This window comes from gamma proteobacterium symbiont of Scutellera amethystina, from assembly GCF_059730845.1.
This window is the reverse complement of the sequence record NZ_AP035935.1, coordinates 3,464,777-3,482,102: the sequence shown is the minus strand read 5'-3', so window position 1 is coordinate 3,482,102 and position 17,326 is coordinate 3,464,777. Positions and strand designations below refer to the sequence as shown.

The 17,326-nt window shown below is 52.1% G+C and carries 17 protein-coding genes; 1 reads left to right on the top strand and 16 read right to left on the bottom strand.

Annotated elements, in window-relative coordinates; genetic code table 11:
- Window positions 1–10 precede the first annotated feature (10 nt).
- The 6 genes from AC6I79_RS16430 to AC6I79_RS16405 form a co-directional block, all read right to left on the bottom strand.
- On the bottom strand, window positions 11–1,537 hold the full coding sequence (locus AC6I79_RS16430; protein WP_498027427.1) for a conjugal transfer protein TraG N-terminal domain-containing protein: 1,527 nt from the start codon (window positions 1,535–1,537) through the stop codon (window positions 11–13).
- Between the two features lie 10 nt (window positions 1,538–1,547).
- Window positions 1,548–1,886: a hypothetical protein gene (locus tag AC6I79_RS16425; RefSeq protein WP_498027426.1), complete on the bottom strand. Its 339-nt coding sequence runs from the start codon at window positions 1,884–1,886 to the stop codon at window positions 1,548–1,550.
- A 1-nt stretch (window position 1,887) separates the two neighbouring features.
- On the bottom strand, window positions 1,888–3,312 hold the full coding sequence (locus tag AC6I79_RS16420; protein ID WP_233209822.1) for an integrating conjugative element protein: 1,425 nt from the start codon (window positions 3,310–3,312) through the stop codon (window positions 1,888–1,890).
- Window positions 3,313–3,323: 11 nt separating this feature from the next.
- Complete coding sequence (locus tag AC6I79_RS16415) at window positions 3,324–4,289, bottom strand: TIGR03756 family integrating conjugative element protein (protein WP_498027746.1); 966 nt, start codon at window positions 4,287–4,289, stop codon at window positions 3,324–3,326.
- Between the two features lie 2 nt (window positions 4,290–4,291).
- Window positions 4,292–4,699, bottom strand: coding sequence for a TIGR03757 family integrating conjugative element protein (locus AC6I79_RS16410; protein WP_166711441.1), 408 nt, complete (start codon window positions 4,697–4,699; stop codon window positions 4,292–4,294).
- A 168-nt stretch (window positions 4,700–4,867) separates the two neighbouring features.
- The gene (locus AC6I79_RS16405; RefSeq protein ID WP_498027425.1) at window positions 4,868–7,300 is read right to left on the bottom strand and encodes an ATP-binding protein; all 2,433 of its coding nucleotides are present in this window, start codon (window positions 7,298–7,300) and stop codon (window positions 4,868–4,870) included.
- A 130-nt stretch (window positions 7,301–7,430) separates the two neighbouring features.
- Here AC6I79_RS16405 and AC6I79_RS16400 point away from each other — a divergent pair, with 130 nt between their 5' ends.
- The gene (locus AC6I79_RS16400) at window positions 7,431–7,664 is read left to right on the top strand and encodes a PerC family transcriptional regulator (protein ID WP_104187964.1); all 234 of its coding nucleotides are present in this window, start codon (window positions 7,431–7,433) and stop codon (window positions 7,662–7,664) included.
- 460 nt (window positions 7,665–8,124) lie between these two features.
- Here the strand turns inward: AC6I79_RS16400 and AC6I79_RS16395 are convergent, their stop codons facing one another.
- The 10 genes from AC6I79_RS16395 to AC6I79_RS16350 form a co-directional block, all read right to left on the bottom strand.
- Window positions 8,125–8,997, bottom strand: a complete 873-nt coding sequence (locus AC6I79_RS16395) for a restriction endonuclease (RefSeq protein WP_166711448.1) — start codon at window positions 8,995–8,997, stop codon at window positions 8,125–8,127.
- 427 nt (window positions 8,998–9,424) lie between these two features.
- Window positions 9,425–9,928 carry an RloB domain-containing protein gene (locus AC6I79_RS16390; RefSeq protein ID WP_264240821.1) on the bottom strand — a complete coding sequence of 168 codons (504 nt, stop codon included), beginning with the start codon at window positions 9,926–9,928 and terminating at the stop codon, window positions 9,425–9,427.
- Window positions 9,929–9,935: 7 nt separating this feature from the next.
- Window positions 9,936–11,159, bottom strand: coding sequence for an AAA family ATPase (locus tag AC6I79_RS16385; protein ID WP_264240820.1), 1,224 nt, complete (start codon window positions 11,157–11,159; stop codon window positions 9,936–9,938).
- A gap of 362 nt (window positions 11,160–11,521) precedes the next feature.
- Entirely contained in the window at window positions 11,522–11,923 is a 402-nt protein-coding gene (locus AC6I79_RS16380) for a VOC family protein (protein ID WP_278427175.1), read from the bottom strand.
- An 89-nt stretch (window positions 11,924–12,012) separates the two neighbouring features.
- A complete protein-coding gene (locus AC6I79_RS16375; protein WP_166711452.1) occupies window positions 12,013–12,405 on the bottom strand; it encodes a VOC family protein in 393 nt (130 codons plus the stop codon).
- 115 nt (window positions 12,406–12,520) lie between these two features.
- Entirely contained in the window at window positions 12,521–12,988 is a 468-nt protein-coding gene (locus AC6I79_RS16370) for a helix-turn-helix domain-containing protein (RefSeq protein ID WP_498027424.1), read from the bottom strand.
- A gap of 459 nt (window positions 12,989–13,447) precedes the next feature.
- Complete coding sequence (locus AC6I79_RS16365; protein ID WP_166711456.1) at window positions 13,448–13,852, bottom strand: hypothetical protein; 405 nt, start codon at window positions 13,850–13,852, stop codon at window positions 13,448–13,450.
- An 11-nt stretch (window positions 13,853–13,863) separates the two neighbouring features.
- Window positions 13,864–16,662, bottom strand: a complete 2,799-nt coding sequence (locus AC6I79_RS16360) for a conjugative transfer ATPase (protein WP_498027423.1) — start codon at window positions 16,660–16,662, stop codon at window positions 13,864–13,866.
- Window positions 16,662–17,078 (bottom strand): TIGR03751 family conjugal transfer lipoprotein, encoded by a 417-nt coding sequence (locus tag AC6I79_RS16355; RefSeq protein WP_498027422.1) that lies wholly within the window; start codon window positions 17,076–17,078, stop codon window positions 16,662–16,664. The genes AC6I79_RS16360 and AC6I79_RS16355 overlap by 1 nt, the downstream gene beginning before the upstream one ends.
- Entirely contained in the window at window positions 17,065–17,325 is a 261-nt protein-coding gene (locus AC6I79_RS16350) for a DUF7446 family protein (RefSeq protein WP_498027421.1), read from the bottom strand. Before AC6I79_RS16350 ends, AC6I79_RS16355 begins: the two co-directional genes overlap by 14 nt.
- Window position 17,326: the final 1 nt, after the last annotated feature.

The following is a 17,326-nucleotide window of genomic DNA, read 5'->3' as shown; positions in this document are numbered from 1 at the left end:
TTAAAATTGCCTACTTTAAAGCCCCTTTAGCCCCGCTAATAGCCGTTTTTTGTGCTGTCTTGCCTGCTTCCGATCCTGCATCCATTGGCATCTTAGCAGCATCGCTTAAATGACTTGCCATCGAACCTATTCGAGCACCAGCCCATCCCAGCATTCCCACCCAGAAAGCTGGAAACACTACATACATCATCCCCAGTACCAAATTCATGATCCAGCCGTCGTTAGTTGAGCTGATGAAATTCGCAAATGGGACAGAACTGCTGGCGAGCCCCTGTTGTGCCATATTATCGTAAAGGATGGTGATCATACGGTCATCGAGCCAGCCGGCCAGCTCCCACCAGAAGGTGATGAACTGCAGTGCAAATAATGCAAATGATATGGTAACCACTGTTTTGGGCTCGTAAGCACTGAACATCATCAGCACCGGTATCACAGTGATAATCATCATCTGCAGAAGCGTCTGAATCATCGGAAGTGCCTGTTTTAGCGCATCGAAGCCAGGAAGTGCTTCTGCCTGCTTAAGGCCAACACCTATTGTCGAAGTCAGACGAGTTATGTTACCTACTACGCCGGTTACGTTATCAGCACTACCCACAGCATAAGTCGTTCCGTCACCTGACAGACCTGCATTTCGGGGACTGACCAGCCATCGCAGTGCAACTTCCTCCCACTGAGCCCCCGGAAATGAACGCTGCATCTCCTTTCGCGTGTTGTCTCCAAAGCTTGCCAGCACCCGTTTACGCAACCCGGACGAGCCGTCAGACCACCACGTTTTACAGGTGGGATAGCCGCCCTGTCCGGTGTCCGGATAGCCGCTGTCGCGGGAGCTGTTATAGGGCCACTGGCTCCTCGGGGTGGTGGCGGTGTAGTAATCGTAATAGCCCAACGTATTCAGGAAGTAGTCGCTGCCAATCCAGCCTACCGAGTTAATGGTGGCATCGCTGAGCTGACTGTTGCTGTTCTTGAGCCGGAAATAGGCCCTTGAATAACACTGATCTGCAAAGTCCTGGACCTCCTGCAGCAATACCGGGTCACGCAGCTTCGTGTTCTGCACATCAAAGCGCATCTGGCGCAGTTGCGTGCCGCAGGGAATGGACGCAATCATGGCCTGGGTGGTGCCCTTAGACATCATATGCAGCAGATACCACCAGATGGGCACCTGGGCGGTACGACCGTCAAAGTCATTGACTAAACCGCTGTAGCCCGAGTTCTGCGGCGTGGGTACGCTGATGCCACACTGCTTTGCCCGGGAACTGTCGAATTTGATGGTGCTGATATCTACTGGCAGCAGCGGGATGCAGCAAAAAAGCATCACCACAAATGAAACATAAATGGCATGCTCAATGCGCGGGAGCGCCAGTAATCCTTTATTCCCTTCGTCTGCACCTTCCTCACGCACCTTGAGCCACACGCCCATGACCTTAAAAACCAGCGGCAGCGCGAAGAGCCCTGTGCTGCTGAGAATGGTCCACATGGCATTGTTCATCACCCAGCCAAAGAGGACCAGAAAATATTCCAGGTAACTGTTTGCTGTCATGATCTTCCCCTTATGCCGTGCCGGTCCAGGCCACACACTCCGTGGCCAGAATAAACAGCACCCCGAGCAGCTCGGTGCGCGGCAGGCGGGCACGAGCCTCCGGCCACCGCTTCAGAAGCTGCGGGCGGATCTTCAGGCCCCAGGCTGCAGCGATGCCGGCATACATCACAAGTCGCCAGGCAAACAGCCCCCACCGGCTCTCATGCAGCCAGCGGCGTGTCAGCTGGCCGTCCGGGTCATACGCAATAAAGACCGAAGCCAGCGCAAACATGGCCACGGTTACCAGCAGTAAGGGGAGAAGCATGAGTAATATGCGGCCCGCACGGCCGCGAACAGAGGAGAGTGTCATATCAGTTTGCTCCGGAAGACTGCGTCTGGTTCATCTGGCTGAAGCCCTGATCCTGATTGCCGGCTTTCTGCTGCAGCTGGTTATCCTGGTTACGCTCTCCCTGACGCGCCAGCGTGGTCAGCAGGCTGTTGTTGCTGATGGATTTGCGCAACTCCATCTCGTTACGCAGGGCGCTGAGCTCGCGGTCAAGCGCATCAATGCGGCGGTCGCCTTCAGCAAGCGCCTCGGGTTGCTCAGCGGCGTTTGGCTCGGATTCTCCGGTGGTCAGCATGCGCCGCATGGTCAGTGCTGTTTCCACGGTGTCAGCCATCGCCAGCTCGCCGGCCAGGCGCTGAACCAGCGCGACCTTGTCCGGGTCATCGCGTAGTGACTGAATAACGCCGCGCGTTACAACCAGGCTGCCGGTTTTAAGCGCCGCCAGGTTATCGGCCGTTGGCTGCAGTTCACCGCCGACCAGTTTACCCAGCTGTTCCAGATTGGCTTTGGTAGCATCTTCAAGCACGGGCGAGAATCCCGTGCCGGCGACAGAACTGCCGGGCTGGTTTTCAGCCCCGCCGCTTGTGCATTCGCTGGTTTCTCTGCAGGTCCGGATCGAACGATCGCCAAGCACCTTAACCACCGCCGCTGCCGCATCATCCGAGGTTTTCCAGCGCTGGCAGACCGTGCCGTTGCAGCTGGCGGAGCCCACGCTGCTGTTGCTGGTCACCGGCAGGCTGTTCATCATGTTATAACCGGCTTTAGCCAGGTCACGGGTCGGCTGAATGGCCTGCTGGCCTTTGCCTCCGCGCTTCTGACCGCCAACCCATGTTACGCCTTCTTCACCGGTGGCCTTCTGCAGCTGCTGGTCGCTGGAGACGGCGTCTCCGCCGCTGGACGCCACAATATCCTTATATTCTTCGGATACAGCAGCCTGCTGCCACTTGCTGCCCAGAGTATAGTCAGCAAGCTTTTTCGACATATTCTGGCAATTGAGTTGCGCTTTATCGAAGTTGAGCCCTGCCTGCAGCACCCCGTTGGTGAGCATTTCATACAGTCCAGGATTAGCACGCTGAATGGCCATTGCCGGCATGCTCATGACCGCGCCGGTCGCGCCCTGAATCACGTTGCCCATAAGGTCCTTGAATCCGCTGGTGATGCCGTTGAGCTGATTGCCTACGGTCGTTTTCAGGTCAAAGTTGCCGCACATGAGGTCACTGCTCCACCCACCGTTCAGCCCCAGCCGGGACATATTGCTGCGGCTCGGTGGCGGTGAGATCACTGAGCCGCCACCAATAGAGTAAAAAAGTCCGTCATTAATCGCGCCGCTCACTGACGCACCGCCGGACGAAAGTGACGTGTCCACAGCCAGTGCCGGCAGGGAGAGAAAGGCGGAGAAGGCTAATGCCGCCAGAGGGCGGTAGAGCCGCTGAGAATACTGCTGTTTCATCTGCTTAGTCCTCAGGAGAAATCGGTGCTGTAAAGGAAGGTCTGGCCACGTCGTTTGCAGCAGCTGTAGGGCTGCCACAGCGCCCAGGCATAGTTGCCGTTTTCAGCTATCTGCCCGCCGGTGTCGGGGAACACTGCGCAGCTCTGCGAGAGCTGGGGAGAGAGACGCTGCCATTTGTGATTTTTTGTGCCGGTATTTTCCTGAACGGGGTCGGGTGGCCAGTAGCCCGGCGAACGCTGCCCGGTGAGTGGGCTGTAGACATGCAGCTGTCCCTGGCGGGTGATAATGTCAGCCACGCGCTGCACCACAACGGCCGCCGACTTGTAGCTGTCGGTCTGAGTGACAAAGCCGCTGCGGGGGTAGACATTCCCCCACATGTTGCCGCTGGCCGTGCTGCCAATCTCACGCTGTCCCGGGATTAACGCCTCCGGGTAGAGCGATTCCGGTACGCCGGTGCGCCAGGCAAGCGCATCGAGGCTGCTTGTGAAGTACGGCATAAAAGGCGTGGCGGCACTGTCACAGGAATACCCCGGCACCATTCCGCCGATGAGTCTGGTAGCTGGATGGCCATACGCATCGCCGTAGTAAAAGTGCAGGTTCTGCTTACGATCGCCGGGCGCCTTCATTTCCTGCCGTCCGCCACCGGTCGCCACACCTGCAGCGCCTCCCAGGAGCGCACTCTCGGTGCCATCAGCCAGGCTGCTGACGGCCGACATCTCCGTCCAGGGATTGGCTCCAGGGCTCAGGTAGGCTGAAACCACGGCTTCCGGAATGAAATGGGTGACCTTCACGGAGGTTTTAACGGAGCAGCCGAAAGGCGTGCAGAACAGCCAGTAACAGATACCGCTGATGCGCCAGCTGATACAGTCAGGACTGGCGGCGCTTGAGAGCAGACTCGCGGTATTGACGCTGGCCATCGTGCCGGTGCAGGCCATTAACGTGGCGAGTGCCAGCCGGCGCGGGCGGGAGAAAGACATTTTCACTGTGCAGACTCCTTCCGGGCGTTCAGCTGCTGCGTGGCCACGCCGACGTCCGTGGTGCCGTAGACCACCCACTTATCGTCAAACACCACTGCGGGGTATTTCTCAAGACCCAGCGACCAGGCGTGCGTGAGGCCAGCATAGGTTCCGGCAAGGTCCTGCTGACGCTGCTTAAACGCAGGCGAACTGATGACAGCCCGCGCCTGCTGTTCAGCCTGCGCCGGGTCTGCCGGCAGCGGGCCGAAGAGATCCGCCTGCAGCCGGTCAGGCGCATCCAGCATAATGACAGTCACGTCAGGCCCGGGGTTACCCGTTACCGGGTGGGCGCTGTCGGTATAAATGACGGTGCCGGCATGGGCGCCGGCGGTTAGGAACAGTGCTGCGAGGCAGCAAAATGAAAATTTCATGGAGAACACTCCCTGAGTGAGTAACCTGCTCAGGGTGCGTTCAATAACAAGGCCGGTCAGTAATTAACTCTGAGCCCGGTGCTGATAATTTATTAACCGGGTGTCCTGGTTGACAGGATGCAGAATTTGCACCCTCCGGCCGGTTGACAAATCCGGTATTCTGCACCGTCAGGCTGGCTCACCGGTGTCGCTGTCGCGCCGCCATTCCAGATAATCCAGCTCATGCATAAATCCGGCCGCCGCCGCATTCCGCTCTATGCTCCATCGCGTTTCGCCTTCCTGCATAAAGGGCAGCCAGTCAGCAGGGATGCTTTTTCCGGGTGGTTGCTCCAGGTCCTGTTCATACAGTTCATCAGCCTCACTGTACGACGGGGCATTTCTGGCATACCACTGGTCACTGTTATCCCTGGCCCGCATGGCCCAGGCCGCCAGTTCTTCCTCTTCTGAAACGGTCATATAAGCAAGAAACGCGACAACCCTGTCATTCAGGTTTTCCTCCGTTGCACCGGGTAAAATAGACAGGTAATGCAATTTACAGGACGCTAGCCACATCTGCTCTTCAGCTTCGGCTTCAGCCGCCCGTTGCTCATCGGTCAGAATGTCGGATACATCATCCTCAGCAGCGTACCAGTCCTCCGTGGCCTGCTGTTCCTGTAACCGTTCTGCCTGATTCTTACGGGCCTGCTCAATGCCGGCGGCCACCGCGCTATCCCAGTCGGACCTTACAGGCGCCGCTGCACCGGCGCCCGTCAGTTGCTGGTTAAGAAAATCAAGCCGTGACATATCTTCCGGGTCCGGCTGTGCACTTACAGCATCACGAATTCCGGCATCACTGATAACGCCGGGGAGTCCTTTTTTCTCCCGGCCGGTGCTGGCACGCTCAGTCAGATAACGCTCTTTCCAGGCTGTTCCGGTTGCGCGTTTACCCTCTGCCTCCAGGCTAGTCGTGTATTTCATCAGCCAGACGTGCATGTAACGCTGGCGAACGGGTGCGCACAGGGTGCTGATATCATGGAAACGCTGATAAAAAGTCTCGTCGTGGCCACAGTCCAGGCTGTCACCCTGGTGTGCCACCTCGTGCTCCGTCAGGCTGAACAGCTGACTGGCAGTCTGCAGCGCATCGGATTTTAGCCGGCGGACGATATCGATGTTGAAGGCAATGTAGGTCTCTCCGTCCGTCCAGGCATCCGCCGACGTGGACTCACCCAGCAAAATTTGAAAGCGCTTCCCCCCGTAAGAACGTGACTGATAACCCGCTTCGCCACCCGAGCAGACAGCAGCATACTGGGTAAGGCACCAGCGCAGCGCTGTCCAAGCCCGTCGCGTTTCCTTATCAAGCTGTTTCTCGCTGACCATCTGCGTGCGGTCGATAAAGTTTGCGCTGAGGGTGTCGAAATCAATAAGTACCAGCTCAGACTGCCAGCCGGAACCCCATCGCCGGTGCCGGGGTAACTGTTCACGGTATGCCATCAGGTTTGCGCGTACGCGGCTCAGACATTCCATAAACTCTTCCGGCTCGTAACAGCCGAAGCGGGGCAGCGTGACAGGATGCAACACTGGCGCGATACCGGCCCGGGCAATGATTTCCCCGCGCGGAACATCGCGAGCATACCGCGCGAGGGTGAAGCAGTTTTTGTCGGTTGCCGCCGGGTAATAGCGGCACTTACGGATGAAGTGCTCAAGCGTGACGTGACGTTTGCCGGGCAGGAGCGTTATGACCTCTTCATCGTGCATCAGCTTCTGCAGGTCGCCCTCTCCGGAAAGCAAAGCGCGGGCGGTTTTCTCCCGACGCGCTTCAGTTTTACGATGTTTCCCCTGATTGTCAGAGAAGGCGGTGGCAAGCTGGCCAAACCGGGCGGCAATTGTTTTCCAGACAGGGCAGGTCTTGCGAAGGATTTCAGTACGCGAGACGTTAAGCGCGATGGGTTTTTTACTGACGATAAGGCCACCCACACCCCAGATGTGACCCGGATCATGACGCACCAGAACGCCCTGATTGTAAACCGACACGGCACCGTCTTCCCGGAGCCGATACCAGGCCTCATCGTCCTCCGCATCCCACTTCTCCAGTGCCGGCTGGCGGGTAATGATGGTGCCGTTGAGGTGCACCGTGACGGGCGTATAGCGCACCAAATCGCGGATTTCCTGAATGCATGACATGCGCTCCTGACTGGTCAGCGGCTCATACCACTCACCAGTGATATGGCAGCCTGGCTCAGCCTCCGCAATTTCTTCCAGGTCATAGTGATAACCCATTTCACGCGTATCAACCGACATCTGCCAGCGCTGCGAGCGCCAGAGTGTACGGGCGTGCGCCATGATCTGGCCCCGGCCCAGACGAAAGCGCCCGTAGGTTGCATCACCTTCCTGATGTGGCGTGCCGAAACGCCCGAAATAGCGCTTTACGTCATCGTATGAGGTAAAACCGCGTCCATCATCCCGGCAGGAGAAGCCCTCCGGGGTTATATCGATTATCACCGCGCCGGCACCGGCGTCGACGCTGTTCATGATGAGTTCAATGACGGCCTTGCCGACAGAACCGGCCTGACTGTATATGATGTGGTGAATAATCTGCGGATCGAGTTCAAAGGGATAGCGCATCAACAGGCTCCTGTTTGTAGACGGAAGTCCATTTTCTGTGAATGCGCTCTGGGTGAAATAAACAACTGTGATTACCATTATGAAAGAATAGATGGCACAGATGAGGCAAGAGTGACCCCGGTGGAGGCCTATGGAACTGAAAGACACTGTAGCAGAATCACTGGAAAGAAGGGGCTTATGGCGACGCGCTGCACGCCGCTGGCTGACCGTGATGGATCAGATTACGGAAGATGCCGAACGCGAGGCCATAGCCCGCCGCAGAGAGCGATGTCTGGATATGGCGGCCAATCTCACGCCTGATGGTCGCAGAAGCGAAACACGGCGTCTGTATAAGATTCAGAGCCGTTTCAGTGATGGATATTGATGCAGGAAAAGTGGAGCTGCCGTAACGACAAAACAAAAGCCTCATCCGTTTGGATAAGGCTTTGACCCGGTGTGAGAGGAATGATTGGACGGGTATATAGATCACACCAGGCAAGTATTTAAATACAAAAACATGTTTGTTTTGTCAATTGTTTTTTTGCATTCACTTGACAACCCGTTTGCATTTTACTTGACCGCGTATTTGCATTTCACTTGGTCATCTCAAACAAAAAAGCAGTCAAAACCCGGCCAGATTAACTGGCAGCTAAGAGCGAGGAACGGAAGTTAGCAGCTACCTTACAGTTGATAGAGAACTTGCTAAGAAGTCACGTATTGTTTTATAGGGGGCAGGCCACACAGGCTTCAAGAAGGGGAGAGCATTTCGGAAGTTTCTAATGATAAAAAGAGCCCTCTGTTGGAGGGCAATTCTCTTATTTAGGCTTTTTTTTCCTAAAGTGTGTTCACTTTACACGCCCATCCCTAAAGACCATTTGCTTATCTCCTGATGAATAGTTTTGAACGATACCTAGAAGTTCTTTGGAGTAATCAATTATTGATGTAACTTTTGCGGGCTTGCGGTACTCATAGCTCAATTTGTATCCTCTAAGCTTAACTCTCAGATCTCCATCGTCAGACTCTAAATAAGAATTATGTAGCTCCTCACTATATGTTCCCTCCCCATACTGCATGTCAGGGATTTTACCAGTCAGTGAGTTAGCCAAGTCATACAGTGAAAATCTAACGCCAGTCACTTCGTTACATATAAAAACTTCATTATTTAGCGTCATACTGAATTTATTATTTATTTTTTCAATATCAAGCTCCGGCTGAGATTCCAACCAAGAAGCATCCACAAAAGGAGAAAAAGACGTAATATTTGGAGGGGATATGGCGATGATGTTCAAATTGATGATTTTTATTAGTGGCGTTCCATCAGGTGCAGTCCAGTCCTCATCAACTCCTTCTCGTATAATAAGAAGATCTACTTTATGCTGATCTGCTTTTCTTTGTGCTCCGCTCTGGTAGCCTGTTTTCGTAGCGTAGATGAGCCTAAGTCCTGGTATGTCTTGTGTCTTGCCAATAAATGCGTCAATTTTATCTATGGTCACTGAAGATGCATAGTCTTTGCATTCGATTACAGTCTTATAATCATAACCACCTAAATTAAACTCCCAATACACATCAAACTGCCTTAAAATCCCGTTTCTATCTTCAATTTTTTTGTTTACTTCCACTTTTATATTTTTTAAATGTGACATCCCTTCAGCATTAATCAAACTTTGCTGTATGGCACCAACAAATTCCTCATACTCCTTTCCAGTGTTTTTTTTCATATCAGCCTCTTAGCTTTAACATTGAAAGTTGTTATCTTTCCACTCTAATATTTAGTTATATCTCGTGCTTTACTTTATTTGCTAAATTATCTTCTATTGCTTCGATTTGACATTGTTTTAATGGATTTTTTCATGGCTTAACTTTATACCGTCAGTGAATTTCTGTCGTTCCTGTAACTTTTACTATAACATTCGAGCCAATATCCAGACAAAGATTCTTTCTTTTTCGGCCTATAGCCACCACTTTGAATGAACGAAAAATATTGCAGTCCATCGATAAGATGATCAGAAAAACCCACGTCCGCTCTTGGCACAAAGCGGACAGACGCTCAGGCCAATGTCCGCTATGAGCGATCAGCAGACATTACTAACAGCATCCTGTATGAATTAACGGGAAGCAGGTCAATGGTAATACCTTACACATTTATCAACCTTCTATAACGGATATTATCGAGTCTAGTTCTTTTATCACTTTCCTCATTTCATCAAGAACAGCTTTATTGAACTTTTCTACATAACTGTCTTTTTCAGTAGTAGAACCATTAAGTTGAGGTTGGAGTAGTTCCTTGCATCCTTTATTAGAATTACATTTCTTTTTTTGGAGGATATCTAAAAGCAATCCCTCCAAGCAAGGGGTAGAACCAATAAGAATAAAGCCCTTTTCGGTGGATTCTTTGACCTTTTTGGGGGGCCAAGCTAGATCGCAATCCATTAGGACCAATACCTCATCAAAGGGAGTACATCGGTTAGTCCCTAAAGCCTGATCTATTACATTAGCAGGACCTTTGCCATTTGCTGTAATAATAGTTATTTTTTTGCCCTTACAATAAAGACTTTTAATATGATGTAAAAAAGCCTTTTCACTATGCCCCTCGCCGACAGCAAGAAGCGTTTCTTTAGCAAATATCTTTCTTTTTTTGGGGGCCATCATATAAACTCTAGAGTGAAATTTCCGGCACACCACCAATGGCACCTGTTATATACTTGCTGTAAAGATTGTCCTGCGCCCTCAAGCCCTCAACTTGGTCGAGCCTCCAACAATCACTTACTGCATCATCTTTCTCAACAACATAAACATTATGCTTCTTTAAGGCCTTCAATACCTCCGGAGAGTGACAGCTAAATATCAACTGCGCATTCTTTTTATTAATACTTTCGTTTGCAAACATGTCGATAATCTCATTAACCATTAATGGGTGAAGATCACTGTCTAGCTCATCTATAAGTGCAACACCACCCCATTCAAAAGCACATACCAAGTCTGACATTATATCGAAGCAAGCTTGTGTACCTGTAGACTCAAGATAGAATGGAATCTCATACTCATTCTCTTTGCATTGATGAACTCCATAAGGGTTGACAATGCTGCTCTTTTCTCCGGTAGTTTTGTTTATAATATCTTCCTCCTTAAGAACAATTGAACTCAAACCAAAATCCATTCTCCTTAGATACTTCAATGCCAGTTGGAATATATAATCATTTTCTTTATAGAATTCAGTTGCATTTATTACCCTTGAGTAATCGAAACTATTTTTTCCATGAATAGTGAGATTGTTATCTATTGTTTTGAAATTATGAATTATTAATTCAGCAAATTTATTTTCTTTTCTCTTGAAATATGACAATGCTGATGAGTTTGCAGGAACAGTCATCAACTCAAATTCAGGAAAAGATAATTCCTTATCAATCTTTTTCGTGCTTTTTACTTTGTACTTATCTAATTTTTCATCATAAATTCTATAAAAAACCGATGAAAACTGCCTACTTGTCTTCCACTTTAACTCTTCATGATATACTTTATGCTTAGAAAGCTTAACATAATACTTGAACTCTATATATCCGCTACCAACTTGATCAATAAAGCAAACCTCTAGCTCTGATGGTTCATCTTCATTACTGAAGTGAGCATAAAAAGGTAGACTTTGCTTGCTTTCAAGTTTAGTAAAAGAATGGTCACAAAACCAACGGAGAAAAGCCAGTGGCTTCAATAAATTAGACTTTCCTGCTCCATTTGCTCCTAGGATTGCAATGACTTTACTGATTCGAGTATTTCCTATTTCTACCTCATAGTGAGATTCACTTGAGTTTGCATGCAGTGTTAGGTCGACAGTTGTTTTATCTAAAAAAGAATAGAAATTCTTAAAACTATACCACTTGATCATAACTCGGCCTACTTAGACATTTTTTTGTTCATCCGGGCTGAGTATTGCATATAACCCAAAAATGTCTAACTTTTTCTTCTATACAGACATCATACGATGTTAAGCATTCATAATCTTCGTATCTTACTGATTTAGCTATATTTTACTTTTAAACTATACCCGATATCATTCGCTTAACCAGAACGATGATCTGCACTCCGTAAACTAACATAGCACGATGTAAGCAAGTTCCGCTTTTGGCACAAAGCGGACAGACGCGGAGCATGGTCCGCTATGAGCGAAGAGTGGACATTTAATGATGACAAATAAATATCAGACATACAGTCCCGGCCACGCACTGGACGTGCGCAGCCTCAGGGCTTTCAGGGCTGCGCGTTCTGGTAAAGATCCCATCGGTTGCCGTAGATGTCCTCAAACACCACCACCATCCCGTACTCCTCCTCCCGCGGCTCCTGGCAGAAGTGGACGCCTTTCTCCTTCATGGCGTTGTAATCGCGCCAGAAGTCATCGGTCTGCAGGAACAGGAAAACCCGTCCGCCACACTGGTTGCCGATAAAGCCTTCCTGCCGCTCGTTTGAAGCGCGGGCCAGGAGAATATTACAGTCGCTTTCCGGGTGCGGCGTCACCACAACCCAGCGCTTGCCAGGCTGCGGCGTATCCTCAACCAGAGTAAAACCCAGCTTGTCGGTGTAGTATTCAATCGCGCGGTCGTAGTCATCGACCACGATCGCCACGTATCCTATACATCGCTTTTGCGTTCTCATTTCTGCTCCGTCAGGTTTCAGGCACAACAGCCCTGACACTCTCTTTTAGCATAAAAGTTTTGCGCTCCGACTGCAGCCAAGGGAGAAAGCTATACAACGCTCTCCAGTAGCTGCTTTGCCTGAAGGTATTCGTAGCTGGTCAGCTCAATCTTGTTATCGCTAAGATCGTTAAAGTACACGGATAAAGATACATCGTGATCGCATACGGTAAACGGGATATTTTTTGCGTTGAGAGCAGGCACAAAACTGAGAAACTCAGCCGCTTCTACAACGAAAGCCACCGTATGGCCGGGATGCTGATTTTTCCTGGGAAACAGGGAAAGTGATGCGCCGTGATTTCTGATAACCAGCGGCCCTCCCTGCTCAAACCAGAAATACAGCGAGTCATCGCGGGAAAAACCAAGAACCTCCTGGTACCAGCGTTCTGCCAGTTTGATGTTCTCCACGTATACGTGTATGTGGTCAATCTTCGTTATCTTCACAGCCGCCTCCCTGATTGTTATTACCAAATAGACTCTCTTAGTCATTTTTGATAAACAACCAACCAAGCACACTACAGCACTCGATTTAACATAAGACTACTGTTGCGAATCGCGCTTATCGCCGCAGCATCTGCCGCAACCGCTTCTGTTGCCAGCGGCTAATCAGCCCGCGAAAAACAAACGTTCTCATACCACGAATAACCAGCAGTGCAAACCAGATCCCCGATACCCACAATGACCATACTCTGGCCGGGGCCGTAAAGTGGTTAAGAACAAGCAGTAGCGCACAAACAACGACAGCGGTAATAACCGACCGGTAAAAACGGCCTTCCTCTGCGAGGTTGCTCTTCGCTTCGGCAATTCTCTGGTCGAGCGCGTTATCGCCATGCGCGTCAGAGCCAGAAAGATCCGCAACGCTCACCTCAAATACAGCTGCAAGGGCGCTCAGTGTTTCCAGGCTGGGTTGATCGCCATTCTCAATACGCTGCACCGTGCGCACACTCAGTCCGGACAGTTCGGCAAGCTGTTCCTGGGACCATGCTCGCGCAAGACGCCGCGATCTAAATTTGTTTGTATTACTCATATTATGTCTCCAAATGGAAAGTGGTCAGCGCACAGTGTTGCTCAGACAATCCTGCACGCCCACGATCATAACCCGACAGTAACCTGACAACGGTCTGACATGCCGGTTTGAGAGTCTTGTATCCCAAACTTCAGGAGCATATACGGTCGGTTTTAACATACGAGTTCATATGCTACTTCCGCTTTTGGCACACTGCTGCCGTTTAGTTCGGGCTTCGTCATAAGATGTGAGCCATACGCCAATTTTAGTTGGCGATGGTCAGGTAATCTGCAAACGGTCGCCAAGTAAAATGCAAATGGGTAGTCAAGTCAGGTGTAATTACGCAGTCAATAAAGTAAGTTTGAAAAGGCTCAACCCGAATGAGTCAAAATAAACGCGGGCTCTATGCCGCCCGCACCCGCAGCCTGCCTGTTTGTCAGATAGCCTGAAACCGCTGCCTGACAAACAGGCAGGGCCGATTTAACTGAACACCTCGCCGTCTGTAACTCTGTCGATCTCCTTCAGCACCCATAACATATCGGTGGCATCCGGCACGCAGATATTCCAGCGCAGGCTGCTTTCGAACTCAGCTTCACCAGGCCACAGCGTGTTACCGGTTACCGTGATGAGAATATCCAGTTTTTTCCCGCCGGCATCCGTCAGATGTACCGCCACGCAGCTGCGGCGCCCAACGCGGTGAGGGAATACTGAAATCAGAACCGGCTTATCAAGCCGACTTGTGATCTGGCGCTGCAGTATTTCCAGTGAGACACTGTCGGACTGACCAATTGATGCCGTCCCCTGCGGTGGCACGGTAAAAATGACAGACGCAATCAGCGCCTTGTCCGCTACGACCACTGGCGGTGCCATAGTCAGTTTTTTCATGGGTTCCCCTGTCAGATACTCAGTCCGCGATTTTCATCAAGCTGGCGCGCAACGTGAAACGCAGCCTCAAGCTCACTGCAATTTAATTCGTTCATGATTTGTCGTCTCTCGGCTTTCTCTGGTTTTTCAGTCATCCCCAGCGCCAGGTAGAGACTGGGGGGAACCGCACGAAAGAGCGCCTGCACCTTCTCTGAAATAATGACGCCTTCCGTATATTTCCGGGGGACCTTCGTCGCTGAAAGCAGCATTTCCCGTTGTTCAGCTGTCAGCGTCTTGAAGCGGGCAATCTGCTCGACCTCCTGCGGAGGCATTACCAGACAGATCCACCACTCCGCCATGTTCAGCATTTTTTTTGCGGTATCAGGGAAATCCTCGAGGTTCTGGGTGAAAATCCAGAGCCAGGTGCCGAGCTTACGCCACATTTTGGCAATTTTTGTCGCGTAGGGCCCGAGCAGCGGGTTCGTCGTTACGATATGTCCTTCATCGATGGGCACAATAATATTCCTGTCGCTGTACTGATCTCGCTCAGCGATATTATTGATTGAGTTAAGCAGCGAAATGACCGCAACGGCCATCTGCGCCTCATAGCCCTCACGGGCCAGCGTACCCAGATCAACGATCGTGACATCCGCCTCTGGCCACGGTGTGCCTGGACGGTTGAAGAGTTCGCCTTCGAAGCCTTCAGTGAACATCCGTAGCGCCTCGGACATTTCTTCCGCACGGGAACGACGTGCCGCAGTTCGCTTTTCCCGGCCATCTTCTCCCTGGCTGCTGTCCCGGGCAATATTCTGCAACGCAAACATCAGGTCTTCAGGCAACATCTGCCGGCTTTCCTCAAAAGCCGTGCGGGCGGCGATCATGATGGCCTCACGGATCATGCCACGGTCTGCGCGTGTTAATCGTGATTCTTCTGCAGCTTCTCCGCCAGTGATCATCAGGCGGGCGGCAATTTCCATTTCACCGAGTACGTCACGCTCTTCATCCTTATCTTCATCGTCATCAATATCCGGAAGAGCGTCTTCACTGATGATCAGTTCATCCGGTTTTGCCTGCATCAGCAGATGTGAGTCACCGAAAGGTGCGAGAGAAACAACTTTACCGGGCTTGATACTGACCCGATGTACGCTCAGGCCCAGGGAGGCGCAGTAATCACCAAACAGGCCGAAGCTGTTACCTGCTTCTATCAGGAAAATACGGGGGCGATAGATGGCCATCATCTGGGCAAGCTTGACCAGCGCGGTGGCGGACTTGCCGGCACCGGTTGGCCCAAACAGCATTAGATGCGCGTTCTGCGTGCGGTCATTTTTGTTAAGCGGATCGACCGAGAGCGGGCCACCGCCCCGGTTAAAGAAGGTGAAGCCCGGGTTGCCGGTGCCGGTATCACGACCGTAGACCGGTGCCAGGCAGGCAAAATGCTGCACGAACATCAGGCGCGTATACCAGTTATGCCGGTCCTGTGCCGGATTAAAGCACATGGGTAATGCGCGCATATAGGTGCTGAGCGGACCGATATCATGCTCCGGGTTAACCGGCTCAAGGCCGCAGTTGAGCAGCTTGCTGCTGAGATCAAGATAGCGCTTATCCAGCGATGGAAGGTCCCGGGCTTTAATCAGCAGGGTAATGGCAGCCCGATACAGTTTATGTTTATTACCCAGGTAAGTGCGGGCTGTGGCGGCATCCTCGCGCGCGCGCAGGGAGTCCACGTTTTCACCCATTGAATCACGGCTCAGGCGGGCAAAGTTTTCTTCCAGCTTATCCTGAGGGTGAATGACCAGCGTCAGGGCAAGCACGGTGCCCTCAGGCAGCAGGTCCATAATGGCATTAATATGTTCACCGCGTTTCACCTCACCCGTCAGGTGACCTGTTGAGGGCGCATTGCGCAGACGCGCCACGGGAACAGCTTTATGCGCCACATCATCAAACCACCATACACCTTTATCCCCGTCGCTGCGCGGGCGAGTAAACCACAGGCTTTCACTGAAATCGTTCAGCAGAGGTAAATCACCCGGCGCATCGTCAGTGTGTTTTGCACAACGATAAAGTGTCGCTTTATCAACCCATTTCGGATCGGGATTGAACCAGCGCAGCAGCCAGCTGTGGATCTGCTCTCCGTTCTGACGCCGGCACTGGATACCCGCACCACTCATTGCAGAGGTCAGACGATCGCAAACCTGTTTGAGCAACACCTCGGGCGCCATCGGGTCGCGATACGGTGATTCAACCCAGCGGTAAATCACCATACGTGTACGCCTGATCTGGCCGCGCCAGGGCGCACCGGTGACAGCCTCATCCAGAAACAGACCCTTTTCGCTGGCCACGTTCTGCAGATGCCGCTCCTGCTCTGTCAGCCAGGCTTCCGTAAAAGCCGTTCCCTGAGCAGTGGGCTTCACATACCCCCTGATTCCGTCCATGTAGACGGTCAGATCTGACTCGTCCTGGCAGTAAAACTGCACCACCCACTGGTGAGCATCCAGCTCCGGGAGGCTGTCCTGCAGGGCGTTTTCCACCACGTCACGAATTTCATCGAGCCGTGTGTCAGGTCGTCCCTCGGTCCCAACCGGGATCACTTCGTAAACGGCGCCGACCGACACGCCATCATCAAGCAGAATGCACTGGTGCTCAGGTAGATACTCGCCCCACGGGATGTGGTCGATAATGGAAGGCGCAGTATCATACAGCTTGGCTTCATCACGGCGGGTAAGCCGCCCCTCCCGCGTCAGCGGTTCATGCCCGTTAATGGAAAACGGGCCATCTCCAAACTGATGCGGCGCCTGCGCGTCGGCCCGACGGTGAAAAAGAGAAAAAGCCATTACAGATCCTCCGTGCGCTCACCAGGCAGCGCATACTGCACCTGGCTGTAAAACGGGAAAACGGTGCTGTAGCCGGGCACCGGCGTATTGCCGTCGGCCAGGTGCGGGAACACGTACATGACCATGTCGGGATTAGGCAGGCGCGGAAACGTCTGCTGTATTTCATTTTCCTGCGTGCGGCTGTAGCTTTCGCGCGTCTGTTGAGAAATCACGCGTTCGCTGTCCGTAACCGGACGGCGCAGTGTCGTGCGGCTTTCGCCGGTTGCATGTGTCGCAGAGGCGCCATCATTCCAGAGCTCAAGCATGCTGCTGTCTCCGGGCGGCAGCATCTCGTCTTTGGACGTGCTGCAGCCGGCCAGGGATAATGAAAGCATCAGTGTCAGAGGCAACACCAGGCGGGGTTTAGCGCCGTGCATTCGCGTCCTCCATTGTTTCAGGGTCTGTAATGACTGCAGACACACGCATCACCCGACCGTCAGGCAGGGGAAACAGCATATCGGTCTCTTCCCGGGCCAGTTTCTGGCCAACCGCAAACATGGCCCAGTCGGTAACCTCATGGGGTGATCCCTCCCACTTTCCATTATCTTTCCGGACATAACCGGCATACAGGCGTCCACTGAGTGGGGTATACCCCACCCGATACTCAAGGTTGGTGTTTTGCATT

Excerpts from the sequence above, each read along its gene's own strand:
- AC6I79_RS16370 (WP_498027424.1), bottom strand. The coding sequence starts at position 12,988 with ATGAGTAATACAAACAAATTTAGATCGCGGCGTCTTGCGCGAGCATGG.
- AC6I79_RS16425 (WP_498027426.1), bottom strand. The coding sequence starts at position 1,886 with ATGACACTCTCCTCTGTTCGCGGCCGTGCGGGCCGCATATTACTCATG.
- AC6I79_RS16400 (WP_104187964.1), top strand. The coding sequence starts at position 7,431 with ATGGAACTGAAAGACACTGTAGCAGAATCACTGGAAAGAAGGGGCTTA.
- AC6I79_RS16420 (WP_233209822.1), bottom strand. The coding sequence starts at position 3,312 with ATGAAACAGCAGTATTCTCAGCGGCTCTACCGCCCTCTGGCGGCATTA.
- AC6I79_RS16415 (WP_498027746.1), bottom strand. The coding sequence starts at position 4,289 with ATGTCTTTCTCCCGCCCGCGCCGGCTGGCACTCGCCACGTTAATGGCC.
- AC6I79_RS16365 (WP_166711456.1), bottom strand. The coding sequence starts at position 13,852 with ATGAAAAAACTGACTATGGCACCGCCAGTGGTCGTAGCGGACAAGGCG.
- AC6I79_RS16395 (WP_166711448.1), bottom strand. The coding sequence starts at position 8,997 with ATGAAAAAAAACACTGGAAAGGAGTATGAGGAATTTGTTGGTGCCATA.
- AC6I79_RS16430 (WP_498027427.1), bottom strand. The coding sequence starts at position 1,537 with ATGACAGCAAACAGTTACCTGGAATATTTTCTGGTCCTCTTTGGCTGG.
- AC6I79_RS16350 (WP_498027421.1), bottom strand. The coding sequence starts at position 17,325 with ATGCAAAACACCAACCTTGAGTATCGGGTGGGGTATACCCCACTCAGT.
- AC6I79_RS16410 (WP_166711441.1), bottom strand. The coding sequence starts at position 4,699 with ATGAAATTTTCATTTTGCTGCCTCGCAGCACTGTTCCTAACCGCCGGC.
- AC6I79_RS16405 (WP_498027425.1), bottom strand. The coding sequence starts at position 7,300 with ATGCGCTATCCCTTTGAACTCGATCCGCAGATTATTCACCACATCATA.
- AC6I79_RS16380 (WP_278427175.1), bottom strand. The coding sequence starts at position 11,923 with ATGAGAACGCAAAAGCGATGTATAGGATACGTGGCGATCGTGGTCGAT.
- AC6I79_RS16390 (WP_264240821.1), bottom strand. The coding sequence starts at position 9,928 with ATGATGGCCCCCAAAAAAAGAAAGATATTTGCTAAAGAAACGCTTCTT.
- AC6I79_RS16355 (WP_498027422.1), bottom strand. The coding sequence starts at position 17,078 with ATGCACGGCGCTAAACCCCGCCTGGTGTTGCCTCTGACACTGATGCTT.
- AC6I79_RS16385 (WP_264240820.1), bottom strand. The coding sequence starts at position 11,159 with ATGATCAAGTGGTATAGTTTTAAGAATTTCTATTCTTTTTTAGATAAA.
- AC6I79_RS16360 (WP_498027423.1), bottom strand. The coding sequence starts at position 16,662 with ATGGCTTTTTCTCTTTTTCACCGTCGGGCCGACGCGCAGGCGCCGCAT.